Annotated in this window: 23 protein-coding genes and 1 tRNA gene; 12 read left to right on the top strand and 12 right to left on the bottom strand. The window is 65.9% G+C overall.

The window, feature by feature from the left end; all coding sequences use genetic code 11:
• Positions 1-74: 74 nt before the first annotated feature.
• Positions 75-854, top strand: coding sequence for an enoyl-CoA hydratase-related protein (locus tag ON41_RS36585; RefSeq protein ID WP_040753488.1), 780 nt, complete (start codon positions 75-77; stop codon positions 852-854).
• Between the two features lie 19 nt (positions 855-873).
• Here ON41_RS36585 and ON41_RS36580 read toward each other — a convergent pair whose 3' ends face one another.
• Positions 874-1611, bottom strand: a complete 738-nt coding sequence (locus ON41_RS36580) for an SDR family oxidoreductase (protein WP_040753485.1) — start codon at positions 1609-1611, stop codon at positions 874-876.
• A 52-nt stretch (positions 1612-1663) separates the two neighbouring features.
• Between ON41_RS36580 and ON41_RS36575 the strand changes: the two genes are divergently transcribed.
• The 5 genes from ON41_RS36575 (at position 1664) to ON41_RS36555 (ending at position 6464) form a co-directional block, all read left to right on the top strand.
• A complete protein-coding gene (locus tag ON41_RS36575) occupies positions 1664-1981 on the top strand; it encodes a winged helix-turn-helix transcriptional regulator (protein WP_051163341.1) in 318 nt (105 codons plus the stop codon).
• 108 nt (positions 1982-2089) lie between these two features.
• Positions 2090-2518 (top strand): hypothetical protein, encoded by a 429-nt coding sequence (locus ON41_RS39540; protein ID WP_051163339.1) that lies wholly within the window; start codon positions 2090-2092, stop codon positions 2516-2518.
• A gap of 130 nt (positions 2519-2648) precedes the next feature.
• Positions 2649-3554, top strand: coding sequence for a metal-dependent hydrolase (locus ON41_RS36565; protein WP_040753477.1), 906 nt, complete (start codon positions 2649-2651; stop codon positions 3552-3554).
• Positions 3551-4660: a PDR/VanB family oxidoreductase gene (locus tag ON41_RS36560; RefSeq protein ID WP_040753475.1), complete on the top strand. Its 1110-nt coding sequence runs from the start codon at positions 3551-3553 to the stop codon at positions 4658-4660. The genes ON41_RS36565 and ON41_RS36560 overlap by 4 nt, the downstream gene beginning before the upstream one ends.
• Positions 4661-4700: 40 nt before the next feature.
• On the top strand, positions 4701-6464 hold the full coding sequence (locus ON41_RS36555; RefSeq protein ID WP_083905905.1) for an SDR family oxidoreductase: 1764 nt from the start codon (positions 4701-4703) through the stop codon (positions 6462-6464).
• A gap of 648 nt (positions 6465-7112) precedes the next feature.
• Here ON41_RS36555 and ON41_RS36550 read toward each other — a convergent pair.
• Together ON41_RS36550 and ON41_RS36545 are read right to left on the bottom strand one after the other, a co-directional pair.
• Entirely contained in the window at positions 7113-7574 is a 462-nt protein-coding gene (locus ON41_RS36550) for a UCP032817 domain-containing protein (RefSeq protein ID WP_051163378.1), read from the bottom strand.
• A gap of 84 nt (positions 7575-7658) precedes the next feature.
• A complete protein-coding gene (locus ON41_RS36545) occupies positions 7659-8672 on the bottom strand; it encodes a TerC/Alx family metal homeostasis membrane protein (protein ID WP_040753474.1) in 1014 nt (337 codons plus the stop codon).
• A 263-nt stretch (positions 8673-8935) separates the two neighbouring features.
• On the opposite strand from ON41_RS36545, the gene ON41_RS36540 reads away from it, so the two are divergent.
• On the top strand, positions 8936-9931 hold the full coding sequence (locus ON41_RS36540) for a zinc-binding dehydrogenase (RefSeq protein ID WP_040753473.1): 996 nt from the start codon (positions 8936-8938) through the stop codon (positions 9929-9931).
• 231 nt (positions 9932-10162) lie between these two features.
• On the opposite strand, the gene ON41_RS36535 is transcribed toward ON41_RS36540, so the two are convergent.
• Positions 10163-10591 (bottom strand): nitroreductase family deazaflavin-dependent oxidoreductase, encoded by a 429-nt coding sequence (locus tag ON41_RS36535; protein WP_040753472.1) that lies wholly within the window; start codon positions 10589-10591, stop codon positions 10163-10165.
• Between the two features lie 109 nt (positions 10592-10700).
• Here ON41_RS36535 and ON41_RS36530 point away from each other — a divergent pair.
• A tRNA-Ile gene (locus ON41_RS36530) sits at positions 10701-10774 on the top strand.
• Between the two features lie 288 nt (positions 10775-11062).
• On the opposite strand, the gene ON41_RS36525 is transcribed toward ON41_RS36530, so the two are convergent.
• From ON41_RS36525 to ON41_RS42085, 5 genes are all read right to left on the bottom strand, one after another.
• Entirely contained in the window at positions 11063-11272 is a 210-nt protein-coding gene (locus tag ON41_RS36525; protein WP_246829672.1) for a hypothetical protein, read from the bottom strand.
• 2 nt (positions 11273-11274) lie between these two features.
• A complete protein-coding gene (locus ON41_RS36520) occupies positions 11275-11745 on the bottom strand; it encodes a hypothetical protein (protein ID WP_157185762.1) in 471 nt (156 codons plus the stop codon).
• 12 nt (positions 11746-11757) lie between these two features.
• The gene (locus tag ON41_RS42090) at positions 11758-11973 is read right to left on the bottom strand and encodes a hypothetical protein (RefSeq protein WP_157185761.1); all 216 of its coding nucleotides are present in this window, start codon (positions 11971-11973) and stop codon (positions 11758-11760) included.
• A gap of 457 nt (positions 11974-12430) precedes the next feature.
• Positions 12431-12727, bottom strand: coding sequence for a DUF6968 family protein (locus ON41_RS36515; protein ID WP_040753469.1), 297 nt, complete (start codon positions 12725-12727; stop codon positions 12431-12433).
• 10 nt (positions 12728-12737) lie between these two features.
• A complete protein-coding gene (locus ON41_RS42085; protein ID WP_157185760.1) occupies positions 12738-13076 on the bottom strand; it encodes a hypothetical protein in 339 nt (112 codons plus the stop codon).
• A 140-nt stretch (positions 13077-13216) separates the two neighbouring features.
• On the opposite strand from ON41_RS42085, the gene ON41_RS40930 reads away from it, so the two are divergent.
• Both ON41_RS40930 and ON41_RS36500 read left to right on the top strand, forming a co-directional pair.
• Complete coding sequence (locus ON41_RS40930) at positions 13217-14668, top strand: NsdA family TPR-like regulatory protein (RefSeq protein ID WP_051163335.1); 1452 nt, start codon at positions 13217-13219, stop codon at positions 14666-14668.
• 22 nt (positions 14669-14690) lie between these two features.
• The gene (locus ON41_RS36500; protein WP_040753467.1) at positions 14691-15086 is read left to right on the top strand and encodes a hypothetical protein; all 396 of its coding nucleotides are present in this window, start codon (positions 14691-14693) and stop codon (positions 15084-15086) included.
• Between the two features lie 216 nt (positions 15087-15302).
• Here ON41_RS36500 and ON41_RS42080 read toward each other — a convergent pair whose 3' ends face one another.
• Positions 15303-16190 (bottom strand): hypothetical protein, encoded by an 888-nt coding sequence (locus tag ON41_RS42080; RefSeq protein ID WP_157185759.1) that lies wholly within the window; start codon positions 16188-16190, stop codon positions 15303-15305.
• On the bottom strand, positions 16180-16737 hold the full coding sequence (locus ON41_RS36490; RefSeq protein WP_040753464.1) for a CDP-alcohol phosphatidyltransferase family protein: 558 nt from the start codon (positions 16735-16737) through the stop codon (positions 16180-16182). The genes ON41_RS42080 and ON41_RS36490 overlap by 11 nt, the downstream gene beginning before the upstream one ends.
• Positions 16738-18338: 1601 nt before the next feature.
• Here ON41_RS36490 and ON41_RS36480 point away from each other — a divergent pair.
• Both ON41_RS36480 and ON41_RS36475 read left to right on the top strand, forming a co-directional pair.
• Positions 18339-19562 carry a cytochrome P450 family protein gene (locus ON41_RS36480; RefSeq protein WP_040753463.1) on the top strand — a complete coding sequence of 408 codons (1224 nt, stop codon included), beginning with the start codon at positions 18339-18341 and terminating at the stop codon, positions 19560-19562.
• 126 nt (positions 19563-19688) lie between these two features.
• Positions 19689-20981: a cytochrome P450 gene (locus ON41_RS36475; RefSeq protein WP_040753462.1), complete on the top strand. Its 1293-nt coding sequence runs from the start codon at positions 19689-19691 to the stop codon at positions 20979-20981.
• A gap of 24 nt (positions 20982-21005) precedes the next feature.
• Here ON41_RS36475 and ON41_RS36470 read toward each other — a convergent pair whose 3' ends face one another.
• Positions 21006-21533, bottom strand: a complete 528-nt coding sequence (locus ON41_RS36470; RefSeq protein WP_157185757.1) for a hypothetical protein — start codon at positions 21531-21533, stop codon at positions 21006-21008.
• Positions 21534-21551 lie beyond the last annotated feature (18 nt).

The raw sequence follows: 21551 nt of genomic DNA, 5'->3' as shown, positions 1-21551 counted from the left end.
CGGTCGTGGTGGGGCGAATTGCGTGGTGGATACGGCGGCCAACGAAGGCAGCGGTGCGGATTACCGTGGGGGATATGACCGCCGTCGACTATCAGCACCTGCTCGTCGCGCGCAGCGGCGACACCGTTCGCATCACCATGAACCGGCCGGAGCGGCGTAATGCCCTGTCCGCCGAGCACCTGACCGAACTGCTGGCGGCTGTCCGGGCCGCTGGTGAGAGCGATGCGACCGGTATCGTCCTGGCGGCCAACGGCCCGGTCTTCTCCGCGGGCCACGATTTCGCCGATGTGGCCGCGCGCGATCTGATGGGCGTGCGCGATCTGCTGACGCTGTGCACCGAGCTGATGTCGGCCGTCCAGTCGGTGCCGCAGGTGGTGATCGCCCGGGTGCACGGGCTGGCGACCGCCGCCGGCTGCCAGCTGGTGGCGTCCTGCGACCTGGCCGTCGCGGCGGAATCGGCCGGATTCGCGCTGCCCGGCGGTAAGGGCGGCTGGTTCTGCCACACTCCGGCCGTGCCCGTGGCCCGCGCGGTCGGCCGCAAACGCCTGATGGAACTCGCCCTGACCGGCGATCCGATCGACGCGCACACGGCCGAGCGGTGGGGCCTGATCAATCGCGTGGTCCCCGACGCCGACCTGGATACCGCGGTCACGGACCTGCTGGCCCGCGCCACCCGCGGCAGCCGGGCCGCCAAGGCCCTCGGCAAACACACCCTCTACGCCCAGCTGGACCGCCCCGAGGCCGACGCCTACGCGATCGCGCTCGAGGTCATGGCCGCGGCCTCCCAGCTGCCGGGCGCTCGCGAGGGGATGGCCGCGTTCCTGGAGAAGCGCAGCCCGGCCTGGCCGGACTGACGGCCGCCGGTCCGGACGCTCAGCGGTGCGCCAGGTAGTCGGCGCCCCCGACGTACACGGTGTGCCCGGGCTCCGTCTCGCTCACGGACGCGTCGGCGACGGCGGTCGCGAACTCCTCGATCGTCGGCAGCGCGCCGTGTTCGGCGCGGGCGGCGACGGCGTCCGGATCGCGGCGCTGCAACAGTCGCACGATGATCGTACCGTCGATCATATCGCCGGACACCACCGTGAAATCGATTCCGCGAATGGCCAATTCGGGAATGAGCGCCCGCAGCGCGTCCTCCCCGGCGCGCTTGCTCGCCGCGATCGGCTCGTACGCCTCCGGAACCGGCTTGCGACCGTGGAAGTGCGCCTGATGACTGGTGACGAAGACGATGCGACCACCGGCCGGCATATGCGGCAGGGCGAGCCGCACCAGCCTGACCTGGGCATCCCGGTTGATCGCCAGCGCGTACTCCGGGGGAGCGCCGTGCTCGAGACCGCCGGAGGCGTTGAGGACCAGCACATCGATGCGCCCGGACCGGCCGACCACCTCCTCGACCAGCGCCCGCGCGGCCGTCTCGTCCGACAGATCGGCCCCGGCGATCGACGCGCGCCCGCCCGCCGCCTCGATCTCCTCGGCGAGTTCCGCTGCGCGCCTGCGCTTCTCACGGTAGTTGATCACCACGTGGTCGCCGCGCGCGGCCAGTACCCGCGCCGTCTGCGCGCCGATCCCGCGGGACGCCCCGGTCACCACCGCGATTCTCTGCGAATCCACACCGCACTCCCACTCGATCGCTTCTAATTCAGAATCACTATGGTAGTTCGAAATGAGAAGCGCAAGACGGCCCGCTGCGGGCGACCCGGCGCCGATGCACGCCGCGATGGACCTGCTCGGCCAGCGCTGGATGCTGCGGATCGTCTGGGGGATCGAGCCCGGCCCGATCGGCTTCCTGGAACTGCGCCGCCGCATGGACAACTGCTCGTCGAGCATGCTCTCGGTGCGCCTGCAGCACCTGCAGAGCGCCGGTCTGGTGCTGAAGCGTCCTGACAAGGCCTATGAATTGACTACGGCCGGAAGGGAACTCGCCGTGGCGCTGGAGCCGCTCTGGGCATGGTCGCGGGGCTGGCGCGAGGGCGGCAGCTGACGGTCGCCGAGGCGCGCGCCGGGGGAATTTCCGCGCGCCGCGTGCGAACACGGCCCGGATGGGTAATGATCCGGTGAACAGAGGCTGGATGGAGGCAGACGAGTGCGGATGATCGGTATTCCGGCACCTGGACGCGGGCTCGCCGTCGCCGCGGCGGCGGTGTCGGTGGCCCTGGCGCTGGCGGGCTGCGGCGGGGACGATTCCGGGCAGGCGCCCACGGCGAACTCGCTGCCCGAGGTGATCGACTGCCCGTTCGACAAGCCCGCCGTCCGCCCGGCGAATCTGATCCTGGCCTGCGCGGATCTGGGCCTGCGGGTGGAGGAGATCCAGTGGAAGACCTGGGGGCCGGAGACGGCCGAGGGTGACGGGGTCCAGAAGTTCAACACCTGCGACCCGAACTGCGCCGAGGGGCACTTCGACACCAAACAGGTGCACATCGTGCTGTCCGATGTGGTCGAACCCGGTCACGTCTACACCAAGGCCACCACGTCCGTCGCCGGGGGCGAAACGCTGATACGGCCGCTGACCAAGCGCTGACCTGCGGTCTGCCACTCGCGCACGCTAGGTGTAACTCGAAGTCGCATATATAGGTACACTGTTGCTACGGTCACGAAGCAAACGGCTGTCGAAAGGACCGACCGCCGGGACCAGAACACCAGGAGTACCGATGAAGCTACTTCCCTCTCGGGCGCGCCGCGTGACGATCGATCCGGGTGAGGTGGCCCTGCAGGCCCGGAACGTGCAGTTCGACTGGCGTGACACGCCGTTGCACTGGATGCCCGCCGAGCCCATCGGCTCGCACCTGATCAATGCGCTGAACCTGCTGCTCCCGGAGGGTGAGCGGATGTTCTGCCAGACGTTCTCCGAGGCGCTGCCGCTGGTCAAGGACGAGAAGCTGCGCGAGCAGATGCTCGGGTTCATCGGCCAGGAATCGATGCACGCCGAGGCCCACAACGGGGTGCTGGACGAGGTGTTCGCCGCGCACGGCATCGATGTCGAGCCGTACGTGCGGCAGATGGAGTTCCTGTTCCGCAAGACCCTCGGTCCCCGTGAGAGCGAGAATGCCCGCCGGGAATTCCAGACGCTGGTCGAGCGCCTGGGCTTCATCGCGACCCTCGAGCACTTCTTCGCGTTCCTGGGCGACTGGGTGCTCAATGCCGATCTCGAGAAGTTCGGCGCCGACCCGAACGTGCTGGACCTGTTCCGCTGGCACGGCGCCGAGGAGGTCGAGCACCGTTTCGTCGCGCACGACGTCGCGGAGTACTTCGATGTCGGCTACGTCCGGCGCTGCGCGCTGATGCTCATCACCTTCCCGATCTTCGTATCGCTCCTGCTGCGCGGCACGAAATACCTTGTGCGCCAAGATCCTTCGCTGCCGGATATGCGCTATCCCCGGCTGGTGCTGAAGATCTTCGGCTCGATGTGGCGGGGCGCGTCGCCGGGAATTCCGTCGCTGCTGTGGAGCGCGCTGTCGGTATTCCAGCCGGGTTACACCCCGGCGTCGGTCGGATCGACCGCGCAGGCCGTCGCGTATCTGGCCAAATCACCTGCGGCACAACGGATGGCTTCGTGACCACACGGCGGCCGGTGCCGGCGCGGCCCCCGGTGGACCTGTACGGCAAGCACCGGCCGGACCGCGCGATCCGGGTCTTCCACACCATCGCCGAGACCCGCATGCGCTGGGCATCGCTGATCAACCGCGCGGAACCCGGAGGCCGCGTGGACGATCGGCGTCTGGCCCTGACGGTGGTGCACCGGCGCGTGGAGGCCCGCGACACCGATGTGATCAGCCTCCTGCTCGCCGCGCCCGACGGCCGCGAACTGCCGCCGTGGCGCCCCGGCGCGCACCTCGACCTGGAGCTGCCGTCGGGCAAGCTGCGCCAGTACTCGCTGTGCGGCGATCCGGCCGACCGGCACAGCTATCGCGTTGCGGTGCGGCGCATTCCGGACGGCGGCGGCGGATCGCTGGAGGTGCACGAGACGCTGACGACCGGCAGTCCGATCACGGTCCGCGGCCCGCGCAACGCCTTCCCGTTCGTGCTGCCCGGTCACGGTTCCGCCGCCGCCCGTGTGCATTTCGTGGCGGGCGGCATCGGCATCACGCCGATCCTGCCGATGGTGCGGATGGCGCACCGGCTGGGCGTCGACTGGACCATGGTCTACGCCGGACGCAGCCGCGACACCATTCCGTTCCTCGACGAGATCGAGAGTTTCGGCACGCGGGTGACCGTGCGCACCGACGACGAGCACGGCCTGCCGACCGCGGCGGATCTCCTGCCGCGGGTCGGGCCCGATACCTCGGTGTACTGCTGCGGCCCGGTCGCGATGACGGCCACCGTCGCCGCCGCCGTGCGCGCGCTACCCGCCGTGGAACTGCACTCCGAGCGGTTCTCCGCCCCGCCCGTCGTCGACGGCAAGCCGTTCGCGGTCGAACTCGCGCGCACGGGCGAGGTGGTGGAGGTGCCGGCCGACCGATCGGCGCTGGAGGAGGTGCTGAAGGTGCGCCCGGACACCGCGTACTCGTGCAGGCAGGGCTTCTGCCGCACCTGCAAGGTGCGTACACTGTCTGGGACAGTAGATCATCGCGACACCGTACTCACCCCGGACGAACGCGCGGACGGGGAGATGCTGCTGTGCGTATCCCGCTGCGACGGTGACCGTTTGGTGCTGGATCTCTGAGATCCGCCACCCGCACGACGAAGTGCCGAAGGAGAACATCGTGACCGAACAGATTCCCGTTCCCGACGTGGAGCGGACCGTGCGCAGCGGCGAATTCGACCTCGCCGTCTACGAATACGGCGAGCCGAGCGCCGAGACCGTGGTGCTGGTGCACGGCTGGCCCGACGACCACCACCTGTGGGATCGGGTGATCCCGTTGCTGGCGAACAGGTTTCACGTCGTCGCCTACGACACCCGCGGGCACGGCCGCTCGACGCGCACCGCGCGCACCGAGGACTACCGGCTGGACCGGTTCGCCGCCGACTTCTTCGCCGTCGCCGGCGCGGTCAGCCCCGACCGGCCCGTCCACGTGCTCGCGCACGACTGGGGTTCGGTGGAGATGTGGGAGGCGGTGTGCGAACCGCAGGCCGCCGACCGGATCGCCTCGTTCACCTCGGTCTCCGGCCCCAACCTCGACCACATGGGAAAGTGGATGCGCGCCAAGCTGTCTCGCGGTGCGGTCTGGGGGCCGTTCACGCAGCTGCTGTCGTCGGCGTACACCTTCCTGTTCATGACGCCGGGGGTGCCGCGGGTGGTGCTGCGTCCGCTGTCGGCGGAGCGGGTCTGGCGGCGGTTCGTCGGCCTGATGAACGAAACCGCCCCGGACAACGTCACACTGGGGCCGACGTTCCGCGAGGACTTCTTCGACGGGATGCGGATCTATCGCGCCAATATCGTGCAGCGGCTGCTGAGCCCGCGCGAGCGCCGCACCGAGGTGCCGGTGCAGCTGATCATCGCCCGCCGCGACGTGGCGGTGCGGCCCGCGGGATACTCCGATTCGCAACAGTGGGTGCCGCGGCTGTGGCGGCGCGAGGTCGGCGGCGGCCACTGGCTGCCGTTCTCGCATCCGGAATTGCTGGCCACGGCCACCACCGAACTCGTCGAATCGATCGGCGGCGGGGACGCCCCGCGGGCGCTGCGTCGGGCCGAGGTGGGTCGCGCGCGGCGGCGGTTCGAGGATCAGCTGGTGGTGATCACCGGCGGCGGCAGCGGGATCGGGCGCGAGACCGCGCTGGACTTCGCGCGCCGCGGGGCCGAGATCGTGCTGTCGGACATCAATCTGGACGCGGCCAAGGAGACCGCCGAATTGGTCACGGCCGCAGGCGGTGTCGCGCATCCCTACGCGCTGGACGTCTCCGACGAGAGCGCCGTGGCCGACCATGCCGCCGCTGTGATCGCCGCGCACGGGGTGCCCGACATCCTGATCAACAACGCGGGCATCGGCCAGGCCGGCGACTTCTTCGCCACCAGCGCAAGCGAATTCGACCGGGTGCTGCGGGTGAACCTCGGGGGAGTGGTCAACGGCTGCCGCACCTTCGGCGCCGCGATGGCCGAGCGCGGGCTGGGCGGCCACATCGTCAATCTCTCCAGTATGGCCGCCTACACCCCGCAGCGTGGCTTCAGCGCCTACTCCACCAGCAAGTCCGCGGTCTTCATGTTCTCCGACTGCCTGCGCGCCGAACTCGCAGGCAAGGGCATCGCCGTGCACACGATCTGCCCCGGCATCGTGCACACCAATATCGTTGCCACGACCAAGTTCTCGGGCGTCTCCGCGGACGAGGAGGCCGCCAAGCAGGCCAAGTACGACAACCTCTACCGGATGCGCAGCTACGGACCCGAGAAGGTCGCCGCCCAGATCGTCCGCGCCGTCGAACGCGACCGCGCCGTCGTCCCCGTAACCCCCGAGGCCCACCTCCAGTACCACTTCAACCGCTTCGCCCCCGCCGTAGCCCGCTTCGTCGCCGCCCGCGTCAAACTCACCTAGCCCTGCAACCGGATCTTAAGCGGGTCGTTGGGGCCCGCTCCTAGGTTCCCGTTATGGATACTGTGACGATGGTCGCTGCGATCAGCCTGATTTGCGGGTGTGTGGTTCTGCTCGTCCGGGCCGCGCGGGACCCGCAGCGCCGGGATCCATGGTCCCGCAGCAGTTTCCGTGCGGCCGGGTCGTTCCATGATGAGTGTGACGAGCACGCCGTCAACGGTGACCCGGTCAGGTGCGATCGCTAGAGCGTCTCGTCCTCGTCCGGGGCCAGGTGTCGGCTACCGGTTCTTAAGCCGATCTTTGGCGTGATTGGCTACTGTCCGGCTATGACAATTGTGATTGGAATCGCCTTCGTCGCGGTCGTGATCGGGGGTATCGCGGCCGTCGTCGCGGCGATAGTGAAGTCCGCCAACAACTCCCAGCGGCGGAACCGGTGGGGATACGGCGGTTCCGGATCCGGCGGGAGTTACTACGCGGGCGGTGATTCCTCCAGCAGTTGTGGTGGCGGGAACAGCGGCTGTGGCGGCGGGAGTAGCTGTGGTGGCGGCGGGAGCAGTTGTGGTGGCGGGGGAAGCAGTTGTGGCGGCGGAGGTGGTGGGGGCGGTTGCGGCGGAGGAGGCGGTGGCGGTGGCAGCTGACGCTACCGCGGCTTCACCGGGACTCGGATGTGCGCAGCGCGGATTCGACGGATTCGACATGGTCGCGCGTAATGCCCCAGGGATGCTCGACACCGACCACGGTGTCGAGGTCCCACAGCACGCACTTCTCGCCGGGCCGGGCCACCATGGTCCAGGCGACGACGGTGCGGCCGAGCTGCGTGGCCATGGAATCGCCGGAGCCGCTGCCGGATCCGTCGCCCTCCGGGAAGTGATGCAGGAACCGGCCGTAGGCGGCGTCGCAGAACCGGGCGTAGCGGGCGGTGCACAGGATCAGCCCGTGCCACGCCTCGTCGACCGCGTGTGACGGCATGCCGATGATCTGCTCGTCGCGCATGGCCGCGCCGCAGCACCGCAGCCATTGGCGCAGACCGGTTTCCACGAGTTCCCGCGGCTGCCAGGGGCAGGTCTTGAACACCGCCTCCGACAGCACCAGATCGTCCACGGCTCGTTGCATGCGGCCCAGGTCGACGCGGCGGAACCGTTGTAACAGCACGGTTCACAGTAAGCCCGGGTGGAGTGGCCGATCAACCGCCGTGGATTACGAGGCCGACGCCGTCGTCTCGGAATCGGCATCACGGGTCGCCCACAGGCTGGTGACGGTGACCACCGCGAGCACCACCACGATCACGCCCAGCGAGGCCAGCGTCGGGATCTCCGGCAGCCAGGTCCAGATCTCGTGCGCCCAGTGCAGCACCAGCTTCACGCCGATGAACGCCAGGATGACGCCCAGACCGTAGGCCAGGTGCACCAGCCGCGACAGCGCCGCCTGCAGGACGAAGTACAGCGCCCGCAGGCCGAGCAGCGCGAACGCGTTGGTGGCGAAGACCAGATACGGATCGCCGGTGACGCCGTAGACCGCCGGCACCGAGTCGACCGCGAACACGAGGTCGGTGGCCATCACCGCGGTGACCACCAGCGCCAGCGGGGTCAGCGCCCGCTTACCGGCCTCGCGCACCGTCATGCTGGTGCCGTGGTAGTCGTCGGTGACCGGCATGAGTTTGCGCATCAGCCGCACCGACCGCATGCTCGCGATATCGACTTCCTGTTCCTGCCCGCGGACCGCGTCGACGAGCAGTTTGGCGGCCGTCACCAGCAGGATCGCGCCGAACAACAGGAACGCCCAGTCCAGCGAGGCGAGCGCGGCGGCGCCGAGGGCGATGAAGATGCCGCGCAACACCAGCGCGCCGACGATGCCGAACAGCAGTACCCGCTGCGCGAGCGCCGCCGGGACCGCGAACGCCGACAGCAGCAGCATGAAGATGAACAGGTTGTCGACCGAGAGCGATTTCTCCAGCAGGTAGCCGGTGAAGAATTCGGTCGCGGGGGCGCCGCCGTACCCGGCCCAGAGGACGAGCCCGAAGACGATCGGCAGCGCGATGTAGAAGACCGACCACCCGATCGCCTCCCGCATCGATACCTCGTGCGGTTTGCGGGTGACCAGGAAGTCCAAGCCCAGCAGGAGCAGGACTCCGCCGATCGTGGCAGCCCACAGCCACGGCGAACCGATGGTGCTGATGGATGCTGCGGCGTGGACGGAATCTGTGGGGCTCATCGATCTCCTCGGGCATGGCGGAACACCCGAGGTCTCCTTCACCCTCACTCGGGTGGCCACCCGGGGATTCCGATGGCGGAATCCGTACTGACCGGCATGACGCTTGGGAAGTACTCCCCTCGATTGTCAGGATAGCCGAACCTTCGACTCGATCACCAGTCGACCCGCCGTGTGGCGAAATCCCGGCATCCGGATTTGACCTCAACCTTCGTTCAGGTAGAAGGCTGGGTCCCGTCATCGTCGGAACGAAGGAAGTGGTCAGGATGCGAGTGATCGAAGCCAAGGCGTTCGGTGGTCCGGAGGTGCTGGCGCTGTCGGAGGCGCAGGATCCGGTCGCCGGTCCGGGCGAGGTCGTGGTGGATGTGGCCGCCGCGGATGTGATGTTCCTCGACGCGCGGCTGCGCGGCGGCTGGGGCACGGACTTCTTCGACATCCGGCCGCCGTATGTGCCGGGCGGCGCGATCGCCGGCGTGGTCTCGGCCGTGGGGGAGGGCGTCGATCCGGCGTGGGTCGGCAAACGTGTGGCGACGGCCACTGTCGCGAGCGGGATCGGCGGCGGGCTGCCGATCGGCGGGTATGCCGAGCGGGCGGCGGCGCGGTCGGGCGAGTTGGCGGAATTGCCGGAGGGCCTGGATTTCGTGCATGCCGCGGCGCTCGTCCATGACGGGCGGACCGCGATGGCGGTCGCTCGGCAGGCGGACTTCCGGCCGGACCGGACGGTATTGATCACCGCGGCCGGCGGCGGCCTGGGCACCCTGCTCACCCAGCTGGCCCACAAAGCGGGAGCGCGGGTGATCGCGGCGGCCCACGGCGAGCGCAAGCTGGCCCTGGCGCGGCGGCTCGGCGCGGCCGAGGTGGTGGACTACGAGGAACCGGGCTGGACTGATCAGGTGCTGGAACTCACCGGCGGATCGGGGGTCGATGTCGTGCTGGACGGCGCGGGCGGCCGGATCGGCCAGGACGCCCTCGGCGCCCTCGCCCGCGGCGGTCGTTTCCTCGGATACGGCAACGCCGCAGGCGGATTCGCCGAACTCGACACCGAACACGCCGCGGCACAGGGCATCACCGTCCTGACCCTCATGGACATCACCCGCGCCGAAACCGACTGGGCCGCCCTCGGCACCCGCGCCCTTGTCGCCGCCGCCGAGGGAGACCTGGAAGTCGTTGTCGGCCAAACCTTCCCGCTCGACCAGGCAGTCGAAGCACACGCCACCATAGAAGCCCGCCAGGCAGTGGGACGCACGATCCTCACGGTGTGACCGTTGCACTCACCGCGGCCGACCTGATCCCGGCACGCCCGTGCCCCGAGGTGATCGGTACGCCGCGTGCCCCGAGGTGATCGGTACGCCGCGCCCCGAGGTGATCGGTACGCCGCGTGCCCCGAGGTGATCGGTACGCCGCGCCCCGAGGTGATCGGCATGTCCTCTATTCCGAGGTTATCCCGGCACGCTTTTGGCCGGGATCCACACCACACCACGTGGGTCCCGGCCCTACCTCGGACTCAGCACCACCAGCGCGATCGGCCGATCGGTCATCTTCTGATACTGCGTATACCGGCCGCCGTTGACCTCGTCCGCCAGCTTCCACCGCCGCGCGTACTCCGGATCGTCCGGATACGTCGGCCGGGCCGTGACCGGAATCCGCCGCCGCCCCACCTGGATCTCGCACTCCGGCCGCGCCTTCACATTGGCCAGCCACCCCGGCGGCCGCGGCGACCCACCATTGGACGCCGTGACCACGAAATCCGCACCATCCTGCGCATACGTCAGCGCAGAGGTCCGCGCCTGCCCCGTCTTCCGCCCCACGGTCCGCAACAACAACGTCGGATTCCCGAACAGCAGCCGATGCCCCACGAGCCCACCCGACCGCTCATACAACCACTGATGCCCCCGCAACACGTACACGAACAAATCCGCCACGCCACTCCTCCCATCGGTTCCCCGCCCACCCTATCCGGCGATCCGACTAGGTGCCCCCCGCCCGAACCCGGTACCATCTTCAAGCCCGCATAGCATGCGCTGCGGCCGGGGGACGGTAGCTCAGTCGGTTAGAGCCGCGGACTCATAATCCGTTGGTCGTGGGTTCGAGCCCCACCCGTCCCACCCACCTGACCTACCAGCGGAAACGCTGAGTCTAAGGTGTCTGTGGATCCAGAACAGCGCTTGTAGAGCTATAAATTTTGCGCGGGCCGTCATTCGGAATGTCGTCAGATCGGAACCGTGTCCGATCTGACGGTGATGACCGAACGGCACGATCAACTGGCCGCCTCCTGAACGGCACCCCTCGTCTCCAGTCGAGAATCCGAAGGTTGCCGAGTACCCGATGCGGTGCCGATGTTGTCTCGAATGGTGGCGACAGGAATGATGCCGCGTCCAATCCGGCAAGTCGCCTCATTCCCCGTCGAGCAGGAACACCGCCACGGCCAAGTGGACCAGACACTCGTCCGGAGGATGGTTGCGGTGCGCGATGCGTAGCTCGAACGCGCGTCCCATGGTCAGCTCCAACAACCGTACTTGGCACATATGCTCGGCCAGGTGGCTGTCCGCTTGTACAAAAGTGCTGCCATGCAAAGGATCTGGCGTCATATCGAAGTCACCCACCCTCACATATCCGGCGGCAGTCGACGCCCCGTCGTCAACTCCGCGACCAAGAAGTTGTAGGCATCACTCATCCGGGCCACCCAGTAGGCGTCCTCATGGGATTGATTGTCGAGGTAGTTCAGCCAAAGTTCGGCCATCCGCGAGACCACCAAACCGACTGTCTCCGTATGCCAGACACCGGAAACGTGGTCCCGCCCTCGGAGTACTTCGCTGACGTTACGGTCGATGGTCATCGCCAGCGCCGCCAGCGACACTTCGGCAGTGATGAAATCCCCGACCGCTCTGCGTAGTTCGTCGCTGGCCACACCGTCCTGTTCGCGCATGGTGCGTACGGCCTTCTTGCGCTTGTCGTATACCGGAACCATGCGGGCAGCCGCATCAAGGATCTTCACCGGCTCGATTGCTTCAACCTCACCCCGGAATGCCCTGTGCAATTGCTTGGCATTGGGCAGTGATGGCACCTTGTTCGTCATAGATATGTGCCGTCACCGCGGATGAGCCGTAGACGGCACCACGAGTCCAGCTGCGACCAGAACATCGAGCGCAGCGGCCTTGCGCAAACAGAACGCTGCCCGGCAGCCCACGTGGAATTGCATGACCGCATGGGCACAGTCCACGGTGAACGGAATATCTGGGGCCAGATGGGATTGCTGTTCTGTCAGGGCGACGAGACGGTGGATGGCGAGCGTGTTGTACGGCATTGTGCGGATACCTCCCCAAGTCGGTCGATTCGGTACTGGAGGTACTCGATGCCAAGGGCTTTCGCCGCTTCTCCGGCTTTGTCTGGAAACAGCCTGCTACAGCGTCGGCGTGGTATCGGGTACCGGTTTCACTTTGGCCCCCAAGCGGTTCCGGACGCGACAGGCTAGTGGCGGGGTACTGTGGGGCCACTGAACGTATTTACCCAGGTCAGGGTGGTTTAACTGACATAGGGCTATGGCCAGGGGGCGGGAGGGGACCGGGTCGGAAATTGTGCCGTTGCAGGTGGCTATGCGCGCTGATCGGTCCGGGAGACGCTGGCCTTTTGGGTATCGAGGCGGCTGGCACCCAGGGCTGAACCCGAAGCAGTGCAGAAGTATTCGTCGTCGATGGCCAATCGAAAGTCCGACAGTCTGTACGGCTACTGGACTTCCCAAACACCGACGGAGCAGCCGTGGACTACCCCGAACTCCGCGGGAACCCCAGATCCGTTCCGCCCAGGAAGCTGTAGCTGTTGCCGCTGACAGCCAATACATCGCCGACGCGAGCGAGCGTCAACGTGAGCGCCTGGACAGAATCTACGCCGACGGTGTAGCCCTCCTCCTGCAGCTCAATGCCAGTGATGCGGAATGGGCAGAAGAAGTCTTCGCTCTCCATGTACGGCCGCGGCCGGCCTATTTCCACCGTCACCGGTTCATCGCCTCGGTGCAGCGTGCGGACAGCGATCGGTTCGCCCAGCTCCCACGTGATCGGCATGCGCCTGATCCTATTCCGCTGCCTCGGCCTTTGGCAGACGTGCGTGGGCCCACCGGAACGGATAGTGCTTGCCTGTCAGGCAATCGGCGTACCACTGGTTGACCAGCTCGTAGCACTGCCGCCGCTTGTCCGACGTGCTGAATCGGGCCTGGCAGCCGGGGATGAGTTCGTCATAGTACTGACGGTCGCAGTACTCCTTCATGTGGTCGGGGACGCCGGTGCGAACTGGAGCAGCAATTGGGCAGTGGGCGGATGGTGTGGCGCTAGCTGATCCGTCGGCGTCGCCGACCAGTACCGAGCCGGTGACCGCGACCGCCATGACGAGCAAGCGAAACAGATTGCGAGGCATGGTGTTTCCCTTTGTGAAGAGTGAAATAGCGCTCCTCCAGCCTGGCTGGCCGGATGAATCCCTCGCGAGTGCCTGGCGTGGGCATAGTGTGTGGGTTTCATACGGGTTTGCCCAGGTCAGGGCGTACCGTAGGTGGGGTTATGGTCAGAGGGCGGGAGTGGACGGGATTTGAGGCAGCCGCGTTGCAGGAAGCGATGCGGCGGTCGGTGCGTGACTTCGCCGCGCTCCTGGGCCTCGAAACCACCACGGTGACGAATTGGCGGGCGGGACTCGGCAGCGTGAAGCCGCGTTCGGCCACGCAGGCCATCCTGGACACAGCGCTCGACCAGCGGGCTACCTCAGAGGACCGGGAACGCTTCGAGCAGATCCTGCGAGAAGGCGAAGCCGCCTGGCGGCAGCGGCACCATATATCTTCCCGGCACAGCCTGGGCGCTTCCGGCGGGCTGACCAGCGGCGAACTGTCGCAAGCCGATGCAACGGGCGTGGTGAGCATCCCGGCCGCTGAGCCGGTCCGCGCAGCAGCGTCTACTACTGTGGGTGGTAGTCACTCCGCCAAACCCGGCGGTGGGTACCCCACGGAGATTACGGACATGAATCGGCGAGAGTTGTTGCGGCTGCTGAGCATTGCCACAACCCTCGCTGTCCCCGTCACGATCGACTGGGATCGACTGCGTTTCGCCGCGGTGACAGGCCAGGCCGATGCCGCCACGCTCGCGCAGCACGAGGCGGTCAACGAGCTGCTGTGGCAGGACTACGGTGCGGCCGAAACAAAAGCCGTGGTGTTCGGTGCCGCCCGTGAGCAAATGCATACGCTCATTGAAGGTCTCCGCGATATCCGCACTCCGGAGCTTCGGCGCCGCCAGCAAGAGCTGATCGCCGATGCCTTGCAACTGTCCGGCGAAATTCTGCTCGATGCCGACCACCTCGCCGAGGCGGCCCACTGCTACGCCCTCTCCGGCACGTTCGCGGCCGAGGCGCGGGCCTATGACTTGTGGGCCTGTGCGCTGACCCGGCACGCCTACTTGGGCATTTTCGATACCCGCTACCAAGATGCCCTGCCCCTGGTGGAGCAGGCCGCCAGGATTGCTCATCGCGGCGATAGCCAGCTCCCCACCCGATATTGGGTGGAGAGCGTGCGGGCGCAAGTCCTCGCCGGCCTCGGCGATGCCGCCGGATGCGAGCAGGCGTTCGACGCGGCCCGTGGTGTCCTGACCCTCACCGATACCCCGATCTGCGGCTGGCTGCGCTTCAACGGTGCCCGCATCGACGAGGAACAAGCCAGTTGCTTGGTGCAGCTAGCCCGGCCTGGACCGGCAGAGGACATCCTGACGTCGTTACTCGGTCGGCCCTTGTCCACCCGGAGGCGGGCTAGCGTGCTGGTCGACCTGGCCGCGGCTGGGGCCTTACGCGCTGATCCGGTGCAAACGGTGTGGTATGGCGGAACGGCGGTAGATATTGCTCGCCGCACCAAGTCCGGCTATCTGGGTCGGCGACTCGGACAGTTGCGGCAGCACCTTGGCGAACTCGAGGGGGACCGGCACATCGCTCACCTGGACCGGCAGATCACTACCCTGACAGCGGCGGCACCCTGATCCATGACGAGCAAGGAGCACTGTGACAAGCGCTAACGAACACGGCGGCAGGGTCTTTCGGGATGCGTGGATTGCGGGCGTAACTGCCCACTATCCCGGTACACCGAAGGACAGCTACATCACGCCGTGGGAGAGCACGCCGGATTGGGAGCGGGCCAGCGCTGCTGCGGTGTACGAGCAGGTGGCCGAGTTCATCCGACTCACGAACGGTGCCACCAGTCACCTCAGCCCGGAGACCAAGGGACGGTTCGTGGCCATCTGCTGGGTGGGACAGATCTATGCCCGCATCCCTGATCCGAAGCCGGGGTATGTGGCGCCGTGGGAGAAGCTGCCGGAGTGGCAGCAGAAGACGGATGTGGGGATCTTTGAGGCGGTGGAGCGGGATGTGAATGGGACGGAGGCAGAATCTGGAGTATAGGCCGAAGCCGGTTCTGTCCCTCTCATAATTGGTAGTCCAGCGTCACGCTACTGGCTGAACTCTGAGGCCACAGAGACACCCGAGCGTAGATTCGCCGGAGGGTGTAGTACAGGAAATCTCAGAGAGACTCTGGCGGCTCCCTAGGTATGATATGGCCCATCATGTGGGTTGAAGTGGTACACGATGCTGTATGTGCTGGCAATTAACGATCGCCTGCTACGTACTCGATTCTCTCATGTCCAGGTTGGCGAAGTATTTGATTCCGAATGCAATGAGCATGCCGATCGAAAGGGTGATGATATTTACCCACCAATACGGCAGCATCGGGATGGCCGGCTCAACTAGTACGGTGGGTGTTTGGCATTTGACGGCAAGCTCATCGACCGCTTGCTGCACCTGCCGTTCCGGCTTCAGCGGCTCAACCCACCGTTGCACAACGGTAAGCGCGGTCAGGAGGATTACGCCGGTTGTCCACAGAATTAGGATCGAACCCGTTCCTCGTAGCCGGCTCTTGCGGTCGCCACCCCGAGCCACGTACAGGGCAAGGGTTAGAAAGGTGATGAGGATGGGTGCATATGGACTATTTACCACACCACCCGTTTCTGCTATGAGCCCCGTAATTATCGCGAACTGGGCTATAGATGAAATCCATAAAAAGAAGAAGTAGCGCCACTGCTTTTGTTTGTCGGCTTGGGCGGCCTTCTCTCGATGCGATGGATGTTCATTATGGTCTTGTTTTCCAACTAGCTTGGCCAGGGCCGTGCCCACCGGCAATAGCACCAGGGGCGAAAGTATCAGATATGCCACGTCTGCGATAGCGAGGTGAATTGGGAAATCAAACAGATTCCGATTGGTCCATCCCACGATACCGATGACAATCAGAACCAAAAGAGATGAGGCCCAGACAATAATTGCCTGGTCGTTGGGTTCCAGGGGAACCAGCCCGGGCGGTGTTTTGGCATCGCGGGTAGTGTCATCAGACCCGCCTGATGAAGTTTTATCCGCATCGTTCCGAGGCTGGGGTTCCTCACGTGCGCCTGCGCTCGTCTCCGGGTCTTCCGCAGGCTTATCGGCACTCTCCGGATTGTTCTTGTTACCCGTCACCCTCGTTCCCCCGCGCTATGGCCAGACCAGCTGGGACCTGTACAACCCCCGTCGTGTTTTCCCTTCGCAGAAGACGATTCATTTGAACGGTGTAGGTGACTGTGCACCAAGTCAGTCCTGCCACCATCGCAGCGCTGAGCTGCCACGGCACGCCGTCCCTGAGGACGAACCAGCCACCCACGACCGCGGTCCCGAGGCCAAGGAGCTTGTGCGACATGCCGCCGACACCGATGAACCCTTGTTTCGCAGCTTTCATGCCGGTGACCGTCTGGATACCATCCCGCGCCACCAGGGCGAGCCACACGGCGGGGAGCGACATCGCGGTCACTGCGTAAGCCGCGAAGACCGCGTGTACGGCGAATCGGTCGGCGATGGAGTCAAGCATGCGACGGCGGAGCGTCTCCTCGCCGTGCCAGCGGGCCAGGATGCCGTCGCCGACGTCCATCAAGACGAAGAGCAGTAGCGTTCCGATCGTGACGATCGGTGCATGCACCATAATGCCGATGGTCATGGCAGGCACGAGCACCAACCGTGAGGCAGTGAGCATCTCGGATCGGGTTAGTGCGCTGTTGCGGTTTGGCGAAGTTGCAGCGCGGTGCTGAACGGTTAGCGGCATGACAGATCCCCTTCCAGCGAGATGGGCTAGGACAATACCCATCAATGGTGACCTTCGGTAGGGGCAAATGGCATGATCGGCGCATGGCGCGGCGAGATAGCTACGGCGTTACAATTTAGTCCGCCATATCAGATACCAGTGGGCCGCTTAGCCGCGATACCGCAGTTCGGCTTATTTTCATTGCGAACAGTTGGAAATCCACACGGTAGCCCTGCTGCGAGATGCACTGGACGCCATCTATGGGAGGCTCAAAGCCAACCGGACCTGAGACTATCTCCAGTCGATTCTGAGCCGAGGCAAACGTCGCCGTCGCGAACGTATCGAGTTGCCCGAGCAGGTCAGAGATCGCCTCCGGCTACCCGGCTGTGATGATCTCCACCGGGTGCGGAACCGGGACGGCTGCATTGGCCGAGGCGCTCCTGTATGCCGATGCCAGTAGTTGTTTGCATCCTCCGATGCGCCGGAGGGGCATGACGCGTCCTTGCTGTGCTGTTCCTTATTCTGTGAGTTGACCGTCGGTCGTGAACTGCGGGATGCAGTCGCCCGGGTCGCTGGCTACAGCAACGCAATTGTCGCTGTGGGGTTCTGGACAGGGTAGGTGGGTCAGGGGACGCTCGAATGTGCCGGTCAGCTTGCCTCGCGCGAGCACGTGGCCCTGCATGGGACTCGCCGGCATCGGTGAGGGTGGCGTCTTTGTCCAGACCGCTGGGGGCGTCCAGGGCGAAGAGTTGGAAGATGTGGTGGTAGGGGCTGTGGGTGGGGCTGGCGTCCATCGCAGAGTGTGGGGAGATGTTGTCGCCGACGCCGGTTCCTGCGAACGCTGTGGGAGAGAGCCGTTGTCGGTGAAGGCGTTGCTGGTGAGCGTGATGTCAGGCGGGGCGTTGTCGACCGCGGGATTGTTCCAGGCGATTCGGTCCGTACCCTGCCCGGAGCGGGCAGATTAGTCGGCCGATCGTGCGAATGGCCATGGTGTTCCTCCGACCACGCTCCGGATCCGGTGTGGTAGGACCGGCTTGGCGGAAGGAGCCGGCTGTCGCCCGAAGATGGGACGTACGGTGGTAGTTCCGGCTACTCCGAGGGGGTTCAGATGTGGTGGCGAAGGTCGAGCGTATTTCGTGATCCTCCAGTGGAACTCACCGGGTGGCAGTTGCGGCGGGGGCTCGATGCTGCTCGGCGGGCGGCGCGGGAGTCGCAACGATCGCTGATTCGCACGAAGGGGTCGCAGTATCGGCGGTATCGGGCCGAAGTCGGGGACAGGTACGTCGACTGGCCGCGTTGGAAGGCGGAGTACCTGCGCGAGTACAACCGCCGAATCCAGATCGGTGCGCCGCCGTCGGGATCGAATATCGCAGGCTGATCCTGCACGAGGGTCGCTGAGATCCTCCGCTGCCGTCTGGCAAACATCATCAAAACTTTACCGAAAACGATAGAGACCCAACGGTATCGAAAGCTACCGTTGTAGATGATCTAGAGGTCGGGGGCGGCGCGAAGTGGACCTCGGCCTGCCGGTTCACGGGCAGATTGGAGTTCGCATGCAGAACAACACCGACCCCATCGTCATTGATCCCGAAGGTCCCGATATCCAGGGTGAGATCGCCCGCATCCGGCAGCGAGGGCCGGTCACCAAGGTTGTGCTCCCGGGAGGAGTGCCCGCGTGGTCGGTGACCGACGCGGCACTGCTCAAGGAAATTCTGTCCGGCTCCGCGGTGTCCAAGGATCCGCATCAGCACTGGCCGGCGTTTCGAAACGGGAAGGTAGGCAAGGACTTTCCGCTCCTGAACTGGGTGAATACGCGCTCGATGTTCACCGCCTACGGACCCGAACACCGTCGGCTCCGCAACTACGTGACGCCCGCGTTCACCAACCGGCGCACCCTCGCGCTCGAACCTCGCATCCGGTCGATCGCCGACGATCTGGTAGCCGGGCTGGACGGCACGCCGGAAGGCGACATCGTCGACATCCGCGAGCATTTCGCCTATCCGCTGCCGTTGCGTGTGATCAACGAACTGATGGGAGTGCCCGAGCACCTGATCGGGCCACTGCGGAAATGCGTGGACGGCATCTTCGATATCGCCCTGACCGAGGAGGCGGCCGTGGCGAACTACGAACAGATGATCGGACTGCTGCAGGACCTCGTTGCCTATCGGCGGGACACTCCGGGCGACGATATGACCAGCACGCTCATCGCCTACGCCGACGATCCCGAAAAGGATTTCAGCACCGAGGAACTCGTCGGCACGCTGTACCTGACGATCAACGCCGGGCACGAGACGACGGTGGACCTGATCGACCAGGCGATCTATCTCCTGCTCACCCATCCTGACCAGCTGGCCGCCGCGGTCGACGGTGCTGTCGGCTGGGTGGATGTGATCGAGGAGGTGCTGCGGTTCGAGCCCTCTATCGCGCACGTTCCGTTGCGCTATGCGGTGCGGGATTTCGTTCTCGGCGAGGTGGCGATCACGGCGGGCGACCCGATCCTCGCCTGCCCGGCCGGTGCCAATCGGGACCCGAATGTGTACGGCGACAGCGCGGACGAGTTCGACCCCACGCGGACGACCAAGGACCACATGGCATTCGGCTACGGCGCCCATCGCTGCCTGGGCGCACCGCTCGCGAGGCTGGAGGCGCAGGTGGCACTGCCCACCCTGTTCCAGCGGTTCCCGCAGATGAAATTCGCCGTCTCTCCCGACGAGATCGGCACGGTCCCCGGTTTCATCGCGAACGGGCACGACCGTCTGCCGGTAGTCCTGAAATAGGCGGCGTCGCGGCCTCCCGTGCTCGATCGGCGGGAGGCCGCATGCGGTTCTTCCAGACTGTGGGCGGAGTTCGATTTCAGACCTCGGTACGATGTGGCGCGCTGTGGGGCGCGCTAACTTTCAGGGATGAAGACCGGGGTTCACTGGGCTGCGATACATGGGCTGCCGCGGGTGTATTTGAAGGCGCAGGTTCGGCGGGGGGAGCCGCTTGCGCGGATCTTGGCGGATCCGGCGGCGCGGGCTGATCCGTATCTGCTCGCTGCGCGTATCCGGGAGCGGGGGCGGGTGGTTCGGACGCCTACCACGTGGGTGTCGGCCGATCATGGGATCGTGCGGAAGGTGTTGCGGTCCAGCGACTTCGGTGTGGTCGTGCCCGCGGAGCTGAATATTCCGCGGCCGGTACAGGCGCTGATCCGGGCGACGGATCCGCGGCTGCCCAATCCCATCGAGCCGCCGGCCATGCTGTCGCTCGATCCGCCGGAGCACACTCGCTACCGCAAACTGGTCTCCCAGGAGTTCACGCCGCGGGCCGTGCGGCGGCTGACCGACCGGATCGACGAAGTCACCGGCGAACTGCTCGACGCGCTGGCGGCCCGGCGGCGAGCCGACCTCATCACCGATTTCGCGGTGGAGCTGCCCGCGGCCATCATCTCCGAAATGCTCGGCATCCCACGGGATGTGCGGGCGCGCATGCTCGCCGCGGGCGAGGCCGGGGCGGCGCTGCTGGACACCGGAATCTCCTGGCGGGCCTATCGCCGCGCCCAGGACGCCTTGCTGGACGCCCGCGAATTCCTCGACGAGCACCTCGACCACCTGCGCGCCGAACCGGGCGACAACATTCTGAGCGGATTGGTGACCGGTGGCGAGCTGACCAAGGAAGAACTCATGTACACGACGGCGCTGCTGGCCGGCGCCGGATTCGAGACCACCGTCAACCTCATCGGCAACGGCGTCGTCGCCCTGCACCAGCACCCGGAGCAGCTGGAATTGCTGGCCGCGCGGCCCGAATTGTGGTCCGGGGCAATCGAAGAGATCCTCCGCTTCGACAGCCCCGTGCAGTGGACCGCTCGCAAGGCCCTGCGCGAGGTGGAACTCGACGGCCATCACATCGCCCGCGGCCAGATGATCACGCTGCTCCTCGGCGGCGCGAATCGCGACCCGGAAGTCTTCACCGACCCCGACGACTTCGACGTGACGCGCACCAACGCCCGCGACCACGTCTCGTTCTCCAGCGGCGTCCACGCCTGCCTGGGCGCGAATCTCGCTCGCTCGGAAGGCGTCATCGCCCTGCGCACCCTCCACGAACGCTTCCCCACCCTCCAGATCTCCACCACCCCACCCCGCCGCGAACTGGTCAACCTCCGCGGCTACGCCCACATCCCCGCCCTGCTGGATTCCCGAAACCACTCGATGGTCTGATCGGCCCGCCCGAGCATTGACCTGCTACGCGTAGCCCTCCCAGGTTCCCCGCGCCGGTCGACCCGCATCGACCCATTTCTGATGTGCCTTGACTGCCCGGTCGAAGATCGAGGTGATCTCCGTGCCTGTGCGCCTGCCCAACGCGAGCCCGATCATGTGCTGAGGGTTGTAGAACTTGGAGCGGTATTCCACGTCGATGACCGATTTGGGCTGAGGACTCTGTGGTGGGTCAGGAGGCAAAGCAACCCATCTCCCCTCGATGGCGCGCCGGAAGGTCTCGCCGATGTAATAAACGAATCGCATGCCCAGCTTGTAGTTATCCGTTGTGAATGCCCCGCCGCTGTCGGCGAATTTTTTCACTAGCTCTCTCTCGGCACGAACCAGGCCTTCGCGCGAATATAATTCGTTCATTCCTGTCATATCGAACAGGGGCGTGTCGATTTCCATTGCGGCGTCGTGCATACGCAGCCATGCTTGGAAGCGCTCGTTATCTTGGTATTGCCTGAATTCGGGCGTTTCCCGAATGTCTACATCAGCCTTTCGTGGTGGCATCGAGACCTCCTTCTGCTG

The sequence above is a fragment of the Nocardia transvalensis NBRC 15921 genome (genome assembly GCF_000308875.1).
GTDB classification, from domain to species: domain Bacteria; phylum Actinomycetota; class Actinomycetes; order Mycobacteriales; family Mycobacteriaceae; genus Nocardia; species Nocardia transvalensis.
Note: the sequence above shows the minus strand (reverse complement) of the source record. Positions and strands in the feature narration are given on the sequence as shown.